Origin of the sequence: Paraburkholderia sp. CI3 (assembly GCF_050436505.1) — a bacterium.
Classification (GTDB): Bacteria; Pseudomonadota; Gammaproteobacteria; order Burkholderiales; family Burkholderiaceae; genus Paraburkholderia; species Paraburkholderia tuberum.
In genome coordinates this window covers 2,224,349-2,239,283 of the sequence record NZ_JBNDMI010000003.1, presented here as the reverse complement: position 1 = coordinate 2,239,283, position 14,935 = coordinate 2,224,349, and the positions used below count along the sequence as shown (strand labels likewise).

The 14,935-nt window shown below is 63.0% G+C and carries 9 protein-coding genes, 1 tRNA gene and 2 pseudogenes; 3 read left to right on the top strand and 9 right to left on the bottom strand.

All coding sequences use genetic code 11. From position 1 onward, the window contains the following. Positions 1-437: 437 nt before the first annotated feature. Positions 438-1,577: pseudogene (locus OKW29_RS18950) on the bottom strand (IS3 family transposase); the annotation flags it as partial. 353 nt (positions 1,578-1,930) lie between these two features. On the opposite strand from OKW29_RS18950, the gene OKW29_RS18945 reads away from it, so the two are divergent. The 3 genes and pseudogenes from OKW29_RS18945 to tnpA all read left to right on the top strand — a co-directional run bounded on the left by OKW29_RS18945 (position 1,931) and on the right by tnpA (position 4,603). Beyond that, positions 1,931-2,353 carry a DUF4148 domain-containing protein gene (locus OKW29_RS18945; protein ID WP_429292085.1) on the top strand — a complete coding sequence of 141 codons (423 nt, stop codon included), beginning with the start codon at positions 1,931-1,933 and terminating at the stop codon, positions 2,351-2,353. Positions 2,354-2,700: 347 nt separating this feature from the next. Then, positions 2,701-3,948 carry a GNAT family N-acetyltransferase gene (locus OKW29_RS18940; protein WP_429292084.1) on the top strand — a complete coding sequence of 416 codons (1,248 nt, stop codon included), beginning with the start codon at positions 2,701-2,703 and terminating at the stop codon, positions 3,946-3,948. 190 nt (positions 3,949-4,138) lie between these two features. Further along, a pseudogene (gene tnpA / locus OKW29_RS18935) lies at positions 4,139-4,603 on the top strand (IS66-like element accessory protein TnpA). A gap of 133 nt (positions 4,604-4,736) precedes the next feature. Here tnpA and OKW29_RS18930 read toward each other — a convergent pair. The 8 genes from OKW29_RS18930 to fdnG all read right to left on the bottom strand — a co-directional run bounded on the left by OKW29_RS18930 (position 4,737) and on the right by fdnG (position 14,931). Further along, complete coding sequence (locus tag OKW29_RS18930) at positions 4,737-5,471, bottom strand: IS6 family transposase (RefSeq protein WP_429292083.1); 735 nt, start codon at positions 5,469-5,471, stop codon at positions 4,737-4,739. 115 nt (positions 5,472-5,586) lie between these two features. Beyond that, a tRNA-Sec gene (locus OKW29_RS18925) sits at positions 5,587-5,679 on the bottom strand. Between the two features lie 49 nt (positions 5,680-5,728). Further along, positions 5,729-7,642 carry a selenocysteine-specific translation elongation factor gene (selB, locus tag OKW29_RS18920; RefSeq protein ID WP_429292082.1) on the bottom strand — a complete coding sequence of 638 codons (1,914 nt, stop codon included), beginning with the start codon at positions 7,640-7,642 and terminating at the stop codon, positions 5,729-5,731. A 13-nt stretch (positions 7,643-7,655) separates the two neighbouring features. Beyond that, positions 7,656-9,104, bottom strand: coding sequence for an L-seryl-tRNA(Sec) selenium transferase (selA, locus tag OKW29_RS18915; protein ID WP_429292081.1), 1,449 nt, complete (start codon positions 9,102-9,104; stop codon positions 7,656-7,658). A gap of 46 nt (positions 9,105-9,150) precedes the next feature. Further along, positions 9,151-10,152 carry a formate dehydrogenase accessory protein FdhE gene (gene fdhE, locus OKW29_RS18910; protein WP_429292080.1) on the bottom strand — a complete coding sequence of 334 codons (1,002 nt, stop codon included), beginning with the start codon at positions 10,150-10,152 and terminating at the stop codon, positions 9,151-9,153. A 124-nt stretch (positions 10,153-10,276) separates the two neighbouring features. Next, positions 10,277-10,933, bottom strand: a complete 657-nt coding sequence (locus tag OKW29_RS18905; protein ID WP_184038987.1) for a formate dehydrogenase subunit gamma — start codon at positions 10,931-10,933, stop codon at positions 10,277-10,279. Further along, a complete protein-coding gene (gene fdxH, locus OKW29_RS18900; protein ID WP_429292079.1) occupies positions 10,930-11,853 on the bottom strand; it encodes a formate dehydrogenase subunit beta in 924 nt (307 codons plus the stop codon). Before fdxH ends, OKW29_RS18905 begins: the two co-directional genes overlap by 4 nt. A 9-nt stretch (positions 11,854-11,862) precedes the next feature. Next, positions 11,863-14,931, bottom strand: a complete 3,069-nt coding sequence (gene fdnG / locus OKW29_RS18895) for a formate dehydrogenase-N subunit alpha (RefSeq protein ID WP_429292078.1) — start codon at positions 14,929-14,931, stop codon at positions 11,863-11,865. Between the last annotated feature and the right edge of the window lie 4 nt (positions 14,932-14,935).

Here is a 14,935-nt window from a genome sequence, read left to right as displayed (position 1 = left end):
CGCGTCCGTAATGGGGTGGTTCCAGCGCCTTGCGCATGCGGTATGTGGTGACCGGTCTGGTGGCCGGCACGGATAGAAGTTGGTCCGGTCAACTTGTCCGGACTTCAGACACCCCGACCTCACTGCTGTTCTCGCTTGATATGGAGGATTGCAAATCATCTTATCGAGGAGGTTATCCACCACCGGCCAGCGTCATGGTCGTGACAAGCGACCCGTTGGCCGGTGGTGGATAACCTCTCGCGCTCTCGAATGGGAGATAACTGACGGGAAAATGGATCGCGAAAGGGCTTGACTTCCAATGCCACATAGAAGCCTCCGTTAAGCGTTGAGTCGCGGGTTGTCCACGGGCGGGCGGCGGGTCGCCTCTCACGACCATGACGCTGCCCGCCGGTGGGCAACCCGCAAGGCGACACGGTTTGCCCTTTAACGTTGATGTTCTCGAATTCAAGCGGCGAACGATAGCCAATGCTGCTGTGCAGGCGGCGTACGTTGTACCAGCCCTCCAGGAACCAGAAGATGCGCTGCCGGGCCTGTTCATGGGTAGCAAAGGGTTCGCGCGAAAGCAGTTCCGCTTCGAGCGTGCCGAAGAACGACTCGCACATCGCGTTGTCGTACGCGTCGCCGGCCGTCCCCATCGACGGTTGTACGCCGGCTTCGCGGCAGCGCCGCCCGAATGCAATGGATGTGTATTGACATCCTTGGTCCGAATGTAGAATGACGCCCTCGTGGCGTCGCTGAAGCAACGCCATATCCAGTGCGCGCAGCATCAGTTCGGCATACAGATGAATTGACATCGCCCAGCCCACAATGCGGCGACTGAACACGTCGAGGACAACGGCCAGGTAGAGAAACCCCTCGCCGGTCGGGATGTAGGTGGCGTCCGCCACCCACAGCACGTTCGCCGCCTCGGCACGGAAGTGCCGACGCACCAGATCCGGAGCGCGGCGTGCTCCCACGCGTTGCCGCGTAGTGTGCGGCCAGCGCCGCCGGCTCGCACCACGCAAACCGGCCATGCGCATCAGACGTGCGACCCGCTTGCGTCCGACGTGTACGCCTTCACGCGCGAGCTGCGCATGGATACGTGGTGCCCCATACGTACCGCGCGAACTCGCATGCAGCGTGGCGGATGCGCGCGAGCAGTTGCGCATCGCCACACGAGCGTTTCGATGGCTCACGCACCAGCCATGCGTAGTAGCCGCTCGTGGAGACCCTGAGCAGCCGCGTCATCCTCGCAATGGGCCAGCGGGCCCGGTTCGCTCTCACGAATCCGTACCGCCCTTCGGTGGAACGGCTCCCGTCTCCCTCGCGAACCAGGCCGCCGCCTGCGAGAGAATGTCTCGCTCCATCTTCAGTTGCCGGTTCTCACGACGTAGCCGCGTGAGTTCCTGCCGCTCGGCCGTCGTCAGCCCGTCATGACGCACACCCGCATCACGATCGAACTGCGCGACCCAGTTGTTGATGGTCTGTTCGGTCGGCTCGAACTCGCGCGCCAGCTCCTCAGGCGTTCTTCCGGCCTTCACCAACTCGACCATGTGGGCCCGGAATTCCACAGGGTATGGGGTACGATGCCTGCCCATTTCGACACCTCCTGATCAAAAGGATAGGTGTCCGTTTTTGCGGGTCAATCTCAATTTCCCCGGAAATGGCTCCGCGCCTTGAGGCGTGGCTTGGCGTTGAAAATGGGGGGGCGCGCCGACCTCTGGATCGCAGGGCGGCCCCTGCTCAACCGTGCCTGAATCCGGATTGCCATTCAATGTGTATAGGCAATCAATAATTTTGCGCAGATAAATTCTGATTATTACGTTTTATGAAATAGACAGTTACAAAATAGGTGTTTACCCTTAATTACTATTTCCTTACACTTGCCTTAAGGGTTGAAAACGAGCACAAGCTTGTAGCGCCCAACCGACAAACCAAGGAGGTAGTAATCATGAGACCCATCGTTAGACTCGCCGCCTTTGTGGCTGCCATCGCCTTCGCTGCTCCGATTACGGTTTTTGCCGCAGCAAACGTCGGAGCAAACCATCCACTGACCCGCGCGGAAGTCCGTGAGCAACTGGTCGAGATCGAAGCGGCGGGCTACAACCCGGCCCGTGCGAACCCGCGCGAATATCCGGCGGACATCCAGGCTGCTGAAGCCAGGGTTGCTGCGCAACACGCGGGCACGCCCGGCGTGAGCGGCAGTCACCCGGTGACCGTCGTGGCAGTCAGTGAAGACGTGATTGAGATCGAAAGCGCTGGCGACACGTCCGGCGTGGGTGGCGTCGTAAGCGGCTCGTCCGCAGCGGGCGGCCCTGCCTACACGAGCGAGGCTGCTCGCACCGGTCCGGGCTCGGTCTACTTCGGTCATTAACCGGCTGACAGGCGGTTGACCGACCGTCCGCCTGTCTTGCCATCGACGTGCGCAGAAACACTGCGCGCCCGCATCTACACCAACTGGCTCGCCATCAAGATAACCTCAGGTGGCGGGCCAGTTTCCTATCCGGACCTCTCCCGCCAGACGGTTCAATGTGGCGACGCACCGGCGCAGCCAAGCGCGGTATGGCTGACGACGCAATGGCAATCACTGCGCTCAGCACGCGTCGACGAGACCGCAAAACCTGCACCCGCAGGACCAAAGCGGTCGTAAGATTCTTCGAGTGTCCGATGCGGAGGCTTCGCCTCAGATAACATTGCAGCGAAGCAAGATGTGGCATCCAATTGAGTTTGCCGGTCGTCCTCGGCCCGTTCGCGATGAAACTACTTCCAACGCCACTGAACACCCGCCTGCAACTACGCAAGAAACTGCGTCGCGCCAGTGGCTTTCAAATCGCCATTGCTCATCGTCTGCGACAGCTTAACGTGGAGGATTGGCGCACGGTAACGGCCGGGCAAAGCTTTTATTTTTCGCCTGAATACCTGCAAATGATTGAAGTGGCTGGTCCGGCCAATTTCGAGCCGCGCTACGCCTTGATCTCGGATGACGACGGACCGCGAGCCACAGTCTGCATGCAAATCGTCGAGGTGAGCCTCGAACACTTTGGTGAACAAGGCAAGCGCAAACTCAAAGTGCCGCTCAAAGAGCGTGTTCTTGTCTGCGGCAACCTGCTCAGTTACGGGCAGCACGGCGTTTGTTTCGCGCCCGGCAGCACTCCTGCAGAACTGTGGCCCGCCGTGGCGGAGGCACTCTATCGTACCCGCCGATGCGAAAAGCTGGATGGTCAGACCAACGTAATTTTGGTTAAGGACATTCTGGAGGCCGACAGGGTACCCAGTGCCTGCCTCGGGAAACTCAGTTATTCTGCCGTCGAAACCGAGCCCAACATGGTGCTGACGCTACCCGAAGGCGTCTGTACTCACGATGACTATCTTGCCAGTCTTGCTTCCAAGTACCGCAATGCCGTCAAGTCCCAGATCTACAAACCGTTCGATGCGGCCGGATTCCGGATCGAACGCCTTGAGAAGGTGGCGTCGGTTGCCGGATTTTTGCAAGATCTTTACCTGCAGACCCACACCAATGCCAGCTTGCGCCCGTTTATGCTGGATCAGGAATACTGGCCAGCGTTAGCGCAAGCTGCCGGCGCGCGTATCGCTTTCCACGTCGCAGTTAAGGGTAGCCATATTTATGGCTTCGTTGTCACGCTCAAGGATGCGGAGACGGCGGTCGTCTGGCACATCGGTTTCGATCGCGAAGCAGCCGCCAGTGGTGTGCCGCTTTATCTGCGCCTTCTGCATGCGTCACTGACGCAGGCAATTGATTTCCGTTGCCGACGCGTCTCTTTCGGCAGAACGGCGCTCGCACCCAAAGCGCGCATTGGCTGTCAGCCGGAGCCGATGCGGATTTGGGTGCGTCACCGCCAGCCTCTGCTAAACCAGGCCATTAGCCCTTTGCTGCGACTGATCCAGCACGAAGAGGCGCCGGAATGTTCTCCTTTCAAAAAAACCACGAACCACTCTGAAGAGCTTTGAGATTCATATAGCCGTACATGGACTCTCACCTATGAGCAAGATCGGTGCGCATTTTGAAGGTCTCGAATGCGTTTGTACATTCGGCCTTTGATGTGCCTGCCATCAGTAAGCGCGCGATTTCGCACACCTAGCTTGCGCTGTTGAGAAGGCTCACGATTGCGTCCGCAACCTCACTTTGCGGACGCAATCCATGACAGAAGATGACCTCAGCTTTTTTGCCCCTACGCGTGACGCGTGTTGGTGCCGGCGGCAAGCGAAGCTTCGATCCAACGGACAAACGACGACTCGTCGAAGCCTGTCTGCGGCCAGGCGCTTCGCTATCGGGCCTCGCCCTTAAGGCTGGTGTGAACGCCAACCAGCTGCATAAATGGGTCCAGACGCGTGAACAGTGCCGGCCCCCAGTCAGGCACGACCTGCCGGTCGCATCGTCAGCGTTTGTGCCGGTTGTCGCAATCGACGAGCCAACAGCGCTGCTGGCGCCCGCGCCCGCGTCGCACCGCACCACCGGAGCAGAATCATCCTGCGTTTCGCCACGCTCAACACGAGTGGCACGGCTGTCGGCTCAGCTGCCTAACGGCGTGAAGCTTGAGCTCGATGTTCAGCAGACGACGTGGCAATCGTCAATGCCGTGGTTGCTGCATTGGGAGCGCGTTGATGTTCCGCTTCGACGCGGACCTGACGGTCTTCCTGCATCGCGAACCGATCGACTTCCGCGCCGGCATCAACAGCCTCGTGAGGCATTGTCAACTTGTCGAGGCTGGGTCATAAGAACGGCAGGAAGAGCAATCTCAGAAAGCGTAGGAGGGATTTTGGGCGAGTTCGGCGACTTCACTCCAGGAAACGAACCGGGCAGCAATCTCTTTGCGATAAAGTGAAGCGTGCAGCAGGTGCCGCTTGAGCGCAAAGTGTTGCCGGATCGGCCCGAAGCACGAGAGAAATTTCTGTGTGCGTTTCGGGTGGCGAAAACCGCGCATGCGACGTTCGCGTTCGCGCGTCGGTTGATGGCTGTTCTCGGCCCGGTTGTTCAGCCGGGCTGCAGCTTTGACGAACACATGCTTCACGCTCGCGAGCTCCGGGATCTCGGCTTTGGCCGCCGGGTAGCTGCGCAACTGATCAGTGACGATCTTGCGCGGTACCGTGCTAGAACGCAGCACCCGCTTGAAGAAACGTTTTGCCGCAGCCTTGTCGCGCCGCTTTTGCACCAGGATGTCGAGTTCGGCGCCATGCTCGTCGACTGCACGCCACAACAGGTACTGTTCGCCACGCAGCGTGACAAACATCTCATCGAGGTGCCATGTGCTACCAAGCTTGGGTCGAGCGGCTTTCACGCGGTGCGCAAAGCCCTTGCCGAACTTGTCGCACCAGCAACGGATTGTCTCGTAGCTCACGACCACGCCGCGCTCAAACAGCAACTCTTCGATGTCGCGCAGACTTAACTGAAAGCGGAAATACCAACGCACGGCGCAACTGATAACGCCAGCGGGAAAACGATGACCGTGATAAAGCGATTTTGATTTCTTCATCGCACCATCTTACGCGACGACCTCGCCAACCTGACAATGCCACTCAATTAACTTCCATTCGGAAGGTTTATGAGTTCCTCCACAGATATCGGAATGCCCGGGAAGGCCTATGGGGCGGAAGGCAGCCGGAGTCGAACCGACCCGAGAGCGTCTGACGCCCTCAACTGGGTTTGAAGCCCAGCCGCACCACCGGATACGAATGCCTTCCTACGGTGATTGAATGACGCGTGCCCGATAGAAACAGACCGCCAGCCAGATCAAGGCAGATCGAGCCAGCGGCTATCCGTGCGCACGAGGTGCAGGCCACGGTGGAAGCGAGTATACCCAACCCGGTCGAAGAACTCCAAAAGCTGGATCGCGCGTTTTCGACCGAGCCCGGTCGCGTCGCGAAACGGCGCGGCCGCCACGGTGCCGCCGTTCTTGTGCGCCTCCGCCGCCGCGATCGACGCAAGTTCGCGAATCACCTGCTGGTGATAGAACAGGTCATGCACGACCTGGAACAGCTCGCCCTGACGCGCGAGCTTGCGCAGCAACTGACGCACGCGCTCCTCCGGCACACCGTGCGCGTTCGCGAGCTCGCGCACCCACGGCGGATCGAAACGCCCCGCCTCGATCTCGGGCAGTAGCGTCGCGGCAAGCGTCTGATCGGCGGCGTCGAGCGTCACGGCGTGGCCGGGCAAATGCAGCCACGGTCCGAGTCTGACGAGCTCGCCACGCGCCGCCGCATCGTCGACCAGCGCGCGCCACAGGGCGTCGTCGACCAGTGGCGCCGCGATGCGCCGCAAGCGCGACACGTCCGGGCCGAGTTCGTCGGGCGAGTGCTCGTGATATTGCGCGAGCGCACTCGTCAGGCGCCCCTCGAGCGTGTGCCATGTCGCGTCCGCGACCAGCAGCGCGTCATGGCCCGGCAGTTCGATCGTGCGTGTCGCGGCGGGCAACGCGAGCGCCGCCGCCGGCATCCCCGTGAGGCGCTCCAGCAACGCCCGCGACAAACCGTGCGGCGCGCGCGCGAACAGCGCGTCGAGTGAGCCGGTGTCGAGCAGCGTCTGCATCGCGTCCAGCCAGCCGAAGCGCTCCGGCGAGCGCCGCTTGCGCGCCGGAGCGAACGCATCGAGCACGTGCCCGCCGCCCACCGTGCGATTGGCCTGAGCGTTACGCACGACGAAGCGATCGCCCGGCACCGTGCACAGCGGCAGCTCGAACACGAGTTGCACGCGCGCGCGCTGACCGGGCGCGAGCGTGTCGCCTTCGAGCAGCGCGACATGCGCAACCTGATGCTGCGTGCCGAGATGCACGTGCAGCGGCTCCCAATGTTCAAGCGCGTGCGGTGCGTCGGCGAGCAGCGTCAACGCGACGTCGATGCGCTCGCTCGCTTGCGACAGTCGCGGATCGACGATCCAGTCGCCGCGCTCGATCGCACTCTTCTCGATGCCCGCCAGATTCAGCGCGCAACGCTGGCCGGCGCGACCGGTTTCGGCGGGGCGATTCTGCGCGTGGATGCTGCGCACGCGCACCGATTCGTTTTTCGGCGCGAGCAGCATCGTGTCGCCGACGCTCACGCTGCCCGCCACCACGGTCCCGGTGACGATCGTGCCCTGCCCCGCGAGCGTGAACACGCGATCGACGGCGAGGCGGAACAGGCCGTCGTCGCGCTTCATGCGCCATGCGGCGGCCTGCTCGCGCAGATGCGCGTTCAGCGCGGCGACGCCCGCATCGCCCGCGCGCGTCGCGCAGGTATCGAATACCGGCGCGTCGCGCAGCACGCTGCCAGCGACGAACACACTCACTTCATCGCGCACTTCGCGCAGGCGCTCGTCGTCGACGCGATCCACTTTCGTCAACGCGATTGCGCCGCGCCGGATGCCGAGCAGTTCGACGATCGAAAGATGTTCGCGCGTTTGCGGCATCACGCCGTCATCGGCGGCGATGACGAGCAGCGCGAAGTCGATGCCGCTCGCGCCCGCGGTCATCGTATGCACGAGCTTTTCGTGGCCCGGCACGTCGATCAGACCGAGCACGTCGCCGTTGTCGAGCGGTACGTACGCGTAGCCGAGCTCGATCGAAATGCCGCGCGCTTTTTCTTCCTTGAGCCGGTCCGTGTCGACGCCGGTGAGTGCCTTCACGAGGCTCGTTTTGCCGTGGTCGATATGCCCAGCAGTACCGACGATCATGCGTGCCCGTCCTTCAGCTGCTTTTCGGTTGCGCGATCAGCTGTGCGATCAATTGTGCTTCGTCGGCGGCTTCGAGGCAGCGCAGATCGAGCCGCAACGCGTCGTCCGCGATCCGGCCGAGCACCGGCCGCGCCATCTCGCGCAACTGCTTTTCGAGCGCGAGCAGATGACGGCCGCCGCGCTTGCCGTCGCTCATCCTGATGACGAGGCCATAGCTCGGCAGCACGTCGACGGGCAAGGCGCCGCTGCCGATCTGGCTGAACATCGGCTCCGCGGCCACGCTGTAGCGCGCGTCGATCGCCTGCTGTAACGCCGGTAACACGCGCTGCGCGGCGCCGTGAATATCTTCGGCGGGCCGCGTGAGGAGCCGTAGCGTGGTCAGCCGCTCCGTCAACTTCTCCGGCGCGCGATACAGCTGGAGCACAGGCTCCAATGCCGCGAGTGTCAGCTTGCCGACCCGCAGTGCGCGCTTCAGCGGATGCTTCTTGATCTTCGCGATCAGATCGCGCCGCCCGACGATCAACCCGGCCTGTGGGCCGCCGAGCAGCTTGTCACCGCTGAACGTGACCAGATCGGCGCCGGCCGCGACGGTCTCGCGCACCGTCGGCTCGCGCGGCAAGCCCCATTCGGCGAGATCGACGAGCGTGCCGCTGCCGAGATCGACGGCGACCGCAAGCCCGCGCGCGTGCGCGAGCGGCGCGATCTCTTCGATGCCGACTTCCTTCGTGAAGCCACTGATCGCATAGTTGCTCGCGTGGACTTTCATCAGCAGCGCGGTATGCGCGTTGATCGCCTGTTCATAGTCCTTCAGATGGGTGCGGTTCGTCGTGCCGACTTCGCGCAGCTTCGCGCCCGCGCGGCTCATGATGTCGGGAATGCGAAACGCGCCGCCGATTTCGACGAGTTCGCCGCGCGACACCACCACTTCCTTCTTCGCCGCGAGCGCGGACAGCGTGAGCAGCACCGCGGCGGCGTTGTTGTTGACGATGGTCGCCGCTTCGGCGCCGGTCAGCTCGCAGATCAGATCGTCGATCAGATCGTCGCGGTCGCCGCGCGTGCCGGTGGCGAGATCGAACTCGAGGTTGGCCGGTTGCGTGAGCGCGCTCATCACCGCGCGCACCGACTCATCGGGCAGCAGCGCGCGGCCGAGGTTCGTGTGCAACACGGTGCCGGTCAGATTGAACACGCTGCGCAGCCGCGACGCGTTACGCGCGAGCAGCGCCGCGGCGACCGTCGCATGCAGCTGCGCGGTATCGAGCGCGCTCACCGCCGGGTTGGCCGCCGCATCGCCCGATTGCGCGCTGATGCGCCACGCATCGAGCGCGTCGCGCAGCGCGTTGAGTACCTGGGTGCGGCCGTATGCGCCGATGAGCGGCACGAATTCTTCCGACGCCAACACCTTGTCCACCGACGGCACGCGCGCCATCAGCGCGCGCAATGCCGAGCTGCTCACATCGCTCACGAGCAATCCTTATGTCGTTTTGAACTTGGCTCCGGTCAGGTCGCCGTCAGGCCGACTCGTCGCCCTCCGTTTCGGCCGCGTCGGCCGTCTGCTCCGGCCACAGCCATGGATGCGGCGACGCGCGCCGGTAACCTTCCGCGCCCATCAGCAGATCGAGCGTGAGGCTCGCGAGGTCGTCCGCGAATGGATCGAACTCGTAGTCCTTCGCCTGAATGCCGATCTTGCGGTAAGTATGGCATTCGTCGCACGACTCCGCCTTCAGCGCGGCGTTTTTCGATTCGGCCTCGCGCGCGGCTGCGTCGGCGTCGGGCGAGCCGGCTACCTGGTACGCGATGCCCTTCGTCGAATCGCAGTTCGAGCATTTGCTACGGACCATATGCCATTCGGTCGCGCACAATCCGCATTGCAGATAGCGATAGTTGTCGTACGCGCCGCCGATGCGCAGCGTGCTCGCCACCGGATGCGAGCCGCACACCGGGCACAGGCCCGGTGTGTCGAGGTACGGTACGGCGCGCTTGTCGATGTCGGCGGCGAGGTCGGTCCATACGACCTGCAGCGCGGCCATGATGAACGGCGCGCTCGCCGGATCGACGTCGGCGAAGCGCTGCGCGAAGATCGCGTCGGCCTGCGCTTCGAGCGCGGCGACGTCGAGCGAGCGCAGGCGCGCGAACAACGCCACGAGCGGCGGCGTCAACGGGGGACCCGCCGCTTCGATCCTGTCGAGCAGTTGTAGCAGCACGTCGCGCCACGCCGGATCGCGCGCGCCGGACAGCGCCGGAATCAGCGGCATCGAATACTGCTGCGCGCTCGCGATCAGCTCGGGGCTCGGTGGCTGGGCCTTGAAGTGCGCGAGCACCGCCTGCTGCGCATCGGCAAGCGCCGCCATCAGCCGCAGGTAGCCGGCGATCGGATTGCCGCGCGAGGCGAGCTGACGCAGGCGCGCGGCGCGCGGCGCGAACACCGCGAGCCGCTCGGGCATGCGGATGCGGGGTATTGCCGAGGGATCGAGCGACTCGATGTCGGCGGCTTCGAGAATGCGTTGAGTCAAGATATCGACCTCTGAAAACTGAAGGGCCGCCGCCCGTCATCGACGAGGCGCGGCGGCCCGGTGCGAGGGGCGCTGCGTGCGGCGCATTGAAACATGCGCGGGGGCAGCGCCGATTGAGCATACTTTACTTGCCGATGATTTCCCTGAACCAGTTTGGATGATGCTTGCGCGCCCAGCCATAGGTAACGGTGCCGCGCGTCATCGCACCTATGGAGCCCTTGACCCACAGCGCCGCATAGATATGCACGATGATGCCGACGATCAGCAGGAATGCCGTCACGGCATGCACGAGCGCCGAGAGCCGGATCACACCAATCGGGAAATAGAACGAAAAGTAGCGCCGCCAGATCACGATGCCGCTCAGCAACAGCAGCAGCATACAGATCACCATCACGAAGAACAGCAGCTTCTGCCCGGCGTTGTACCTGCCGATTGCGGGCAGGCGTTCCTCGCGATTGTTCAGCACGTCGCCGATCTGCTTCATCCACTGGATATCCGCCTGGTCCAGATAGTTGTGATGCCAGAAGCGCAACGCAAGAATCAGGAACGAGATGAACATCACGCAGCCGATGAACGGGTGCAGAATCCGCGTCCACTGCCCGCCGCCGAGTACCACGTACAGAAACGCCATCGACGGATGGAACAACGCGAGACCGGACAGCGCAAGCAGGATGAAACAGATCGCGGTGATCCAATGATTCGTGCGCTCGTTCGGCGTATAGCGCACGATCAGTCGGTTGCCCTTCAGGTCCGTGAAATCGGTGTGCTCAGAGTGGTTCATTGCGTACCCTCCCGCGAACGGCGTGCTTCTTCGGCTTCCTTGACGGCTGCGGCTTCGTCGGCCTCGGACACCTCGTTCGGGCCGACGCGCGTGTAGTGGAAGAAGCCCGCGAGCGCGGCGATCCCCATAATGGCGAGCGCGATCGGCTTGGCGATGCCCTTCCACAACGAGACCAGCGGACTGATGCGCGGATCGTCCGGCAGGCCGTGATACAGCGACGGCCGGTCGGCGTGGTGCAACACGTACATCACATGCGTGCCGCCGACCTTGGCCGGGTTATACAGGCCAGCGCTCTGAAAACCGCGCTCCTTCAGATCGACGATGCGGTCCTCGGCCTGCTGCTTCATGTCCTCCTTGGTGCCGAACATGATCGCGCCGGTCGGGCAGGTCTTCACGCAGGCCGGCTCCTGGCCGACCGCCACACGATCCGAACACAGCGTGCACTTGTATACGCGGCGATCCTGCTTCGACATACGCGGTATGTCGAACGGGCAGCCGGCGATGCAGAAGCCGCAGCCGATGCAGTTCTCCTGGTGGAAATCCACGATGCCGTTCGTGTACTGCACGATCGCGCCCGGCGCCGGACAGGCCTTCAGACAGCCCGGGTCCTCGCAGTGCATGCAGCCGTCCTTGCGGATCAGCCATTCGATATCGCCGGCGGAATTCTCGTACTCGGCAAACCGCATGACGGTCCACGAATGCTCGGTGAGATCGGGCGGGTTGTCGTAGACGCCCACGTTCACGCCGATCTCGTCGCGCAGATCGTTCCACTCCATGCAGGCCGTCTGACACGCCTTGCAGCCGATGCACTTCGACACGTCGATGAGCTTCGCGACCGTGCCCGTGGCCGGCTCGCGAATCACCGGCGGCTGCGTGGTGGTGGCCGAAACGCGTCTGATGTCCAGTGATTGCAGTGCCATCTCTTTTCCTTATGCCTTTTCGACCTTGACGAGGAACGACTTGAATTCCGGTGTCTGCGAATTCCCGTCGCCCACCGGGGGCGTCAGCGTATTGATGAGATAGCCCGGCCTCGCGAGCCCTTTGAAGCCCCAATGGAGCGGCAGCCCGACGGTCTGCACCTTCTTGCCTTCGATCATCAGCGGTTTGATCCGCTTCGTCACGACCGCGACGGCAACCAGGTGCCCGCGGTTCGAGCTCACCTTGACCCGGTCGCCGGCTACCACGCCGATCTCCTTCGCGAGGTCTTCGCCAATCTCGACGAACTGCTCGGGCTGGATGATCGCGTTCAGACGCGCGTGTTTGGTCCAGTAGTGGAAATGCTCGGTCAGACGATAGGTGGTCGCCGTATGCGGGAAGTTCTCGTGCGTGCCGAACGTGGCCTTGTCGTCCGGGAACACGCGCGCCGCAGGATTGCTGACGACCAACTTGTTGTCCGGATGCAGCGGGTTGTAGCCGAGCGGCGTTTCGAATGGCTCGTAGTGCTCGGGGAATGGCCCTTCCACCATAGCTTCGCGCGCGAAGAAGCAAGCCACGCCTTCCGGATTCATGATGAACGGATTCATGCCGTTTTCGGGCGGCTCGTCGACCTTGAAGTCCGGAATGTCGGCGCCCGACCACGTGCTGCCGTTCCACGCGATCAGCTTGCGCGTCGGATCGAACGGCTTGCCGCTGAGATCGCACGACGCGCGGTTGTACAGAACCCGCCGGTTCACCGGCCATGCCCAGGCCCAGTTCAGCGTGTTGCCGATGCCGGTCGGATCCGAGTTGTCGCGGCGGCCCATCTGGTTGCCCGCCTGGGTCCACGCGCCGCAGAAGATCCAGCAGCCGCTCGAGGTCGAGCCGTCGTCGCGCAGCAGCGCGAAACTCGCGAGCTGCTCGCCCTTCTTCGCGAGCACCTTGGTCGTGTCCTTCGGATCGGTAACGTCGGCGAGCGCCTTGCCGTTGAACTCCATCGCGAGTTCTTCGGGCGTCGGGCTTTCCGGGTTCGCATACGGCCAGCTCATGTTCAGGATCGGATCGGGATACTTGCCGCCATCCTTGCGATAAGCGTCGCGAATACGCAGCCACAGCCCCGCCATGATATCGAGGTCGCTCTTCGCTTCGCCGGGACCGTCCGCGCCCTGCCAATGCCACTGCAGCACCCGGCTCGAACTAACGAGCGAGCCGCGTTCCTCGGCGAAGCAGGTGGTCGGCAGACGAAACACCTCGGTCTGGATCGAGCCGCTGTCGACGTCGTTGAACGGGCCGTGGTTCTTCCAGAACTCCGACGTTTCGGTCGCGAGCGGATCCATGATCACGAGCCACTTCAGCTTGGCCAGCGCCGCGCCGTTCTTCGCCTTGAACGGCGCGGCGGCAAGCGGATTGAAGCCCTGCGCGATGTAGCCGGTCATTTTGCCCTGATTCATCAGCTCGAAGACCTGCAGCAGGTCGTAGGACTTGTCGAGCTTCGGCAGATAGTCGAAAGCGAAGTTGTTGTCGGCGGTCGCCTTGTCGCCCCACCACGATTTCATGAAGCTCACGTGGAACGCGCGATAGTTTCGCCAGTAGCTCAGCTGGTTCGGCCGCAGCGGCTGTTTGGCGCGCGTCGCGATGTAGGCGTCGAAGTCCTGCTCCGCTTCCATGGGCAGCGTCATGTAGCCCGGCAGCAGGTTCGACATCAGGCCGAGATCCGTCAGGCCCTGGATGTTCGAATGGCCGCGCAGCGCGTTCATGCCGCCGCCCGCGATGCCGATGTTGCCGAGCAGCAGCTGCACCATCGCGCCGGTGCGGATGATCTGCGAGCCGACCGAGTGATGCGTCCAGCCGAGCGCGTACATGATCGTGGCCGCGCGGTTCGGCACCGACGTCGACGCGAGCATCTCACAGACGTGCTGGAACTTCTCCTTCGGCACGCCGCAGATTCTCTCGACCTGCTCGGGCGTGTAGCGCGAGTAGTGCTGCTTCATCAGCTGATAGACGCAGCGCGGGTCCTGCAGCGTCGGATCGACCTTGGCGAAGCCGTCATCGCCGCGCTCGTAGTCCCACGAGGCCTTGTCGTAGCTGCGCGTGTCGGCGTGGTAGCCGGAAAACAGGCCGTCCTTGAACGCGAAATCCTCGCGCACGATGAACGGCACGTCCGTGTAGTTCTTCACGTACTCGTGCTGGATCTTGTCGTTCGTCAGCAGGTAGTTGATCACCCCGCCGAGAAACGCAATGTCCGTACCGGTGCGGATCTGCACGAAGTAGTCCGCGACCGACGCCGTGCGCGTAAAGCGCGGGTCGACCACGATCAGACGCGCCTTGCGGTGCGCCTTGGCTTCGGTGACCCATTTGAAACCGCATGGGTGGGCCTCGGCCGCATTGCCGCCCATCACGAGAATCACGTCCGCGTTTCTGATGTCGACCCAATGGTTCGTCATCGCTCCACGGCCAAACGTCGGGGCAAGACCTGCCACCGTCGGGCCATGTCAGACACGCGCCTGATTGTCGAATCCGAGCATGCCAAGACTGCGAACAGTCTTGTGCGTCAGATAACCCACCTCGTTGCTGCCGGCCGATGCCGCGAGCATGCCGGTAGTCAGCCAGCGGTTGACCTTCTTGCCGTCCGCGTTCGTCTCGACGAAGTTCGCGTCGCGGTCTTCCTTCATCAGCTTCGCGATGCGGTCTAGCGCGTCTTCCCACGAGATGCGCTTCCACTCGCTCGCCCCGGCCGCGCGGTACTCGGGATAGCGCAGACGGCTCGCGCTATGGATGAAGTCGATCAGGCTCGCGCCCTTCGGGCACAGCGTGCCGCGATTGACCGGATGGTCGGGGTCGCCCTCGATGTGGAAGATGCTCGTCTTCACATTCTTGGCCTCGTCGCCAAGACCGTACATCAGGATGCCGCAGCCCACCGAACAGTACGGGCAGGTGTTGCGGGTTTCAGTCGCACGCGACAATTTGTACTGACGGACTTCGGCCAGCGCGGGTGTCGGCGAGAAGCCCATCAGGGCCAGGCTCGATCCGGCAAGTGTCGTGGCAGAGACCTTCAGGAATTGTCGCCGAGTCATTTGCGTCATTGCA

Coding starts and splice junctions, on each gene's coding strand:
- OKW29_RS18945 (WP_429292085.1), top strand. CDS start 1,931: ATGAGACCCATCGTTAGACTCGCCGCCTTTGTGGCTGCCATCGCCTTC.
- OKW29_RS18930 (WP_429292083.1), bottom strand. CDS start 5,471: ATGAAGAAATCAAAATCGCTTTATCACGGTCATCGTTTTCCCGCTGGC.
- selB (WP_429292082.1), bottom strand. CDS start 7,642: ATGATCGTCGGTACTGCTGGGCATATCGACCACGGCAAAACGAGCCTC.
- OKW29_RS18905 (WP_184038987.1), bottom strand. CDS start 10,933: ATGAACCACTCTGAGCACACCGATTTCACGGACCTGAAGGGCAACCGA.
- fdxH (WP_429292079.1), bottom strand. CDS start 11,853: ATGGCACTGCAATCACTGGACATCAGACGCGTTTCGGCCACCACCACG.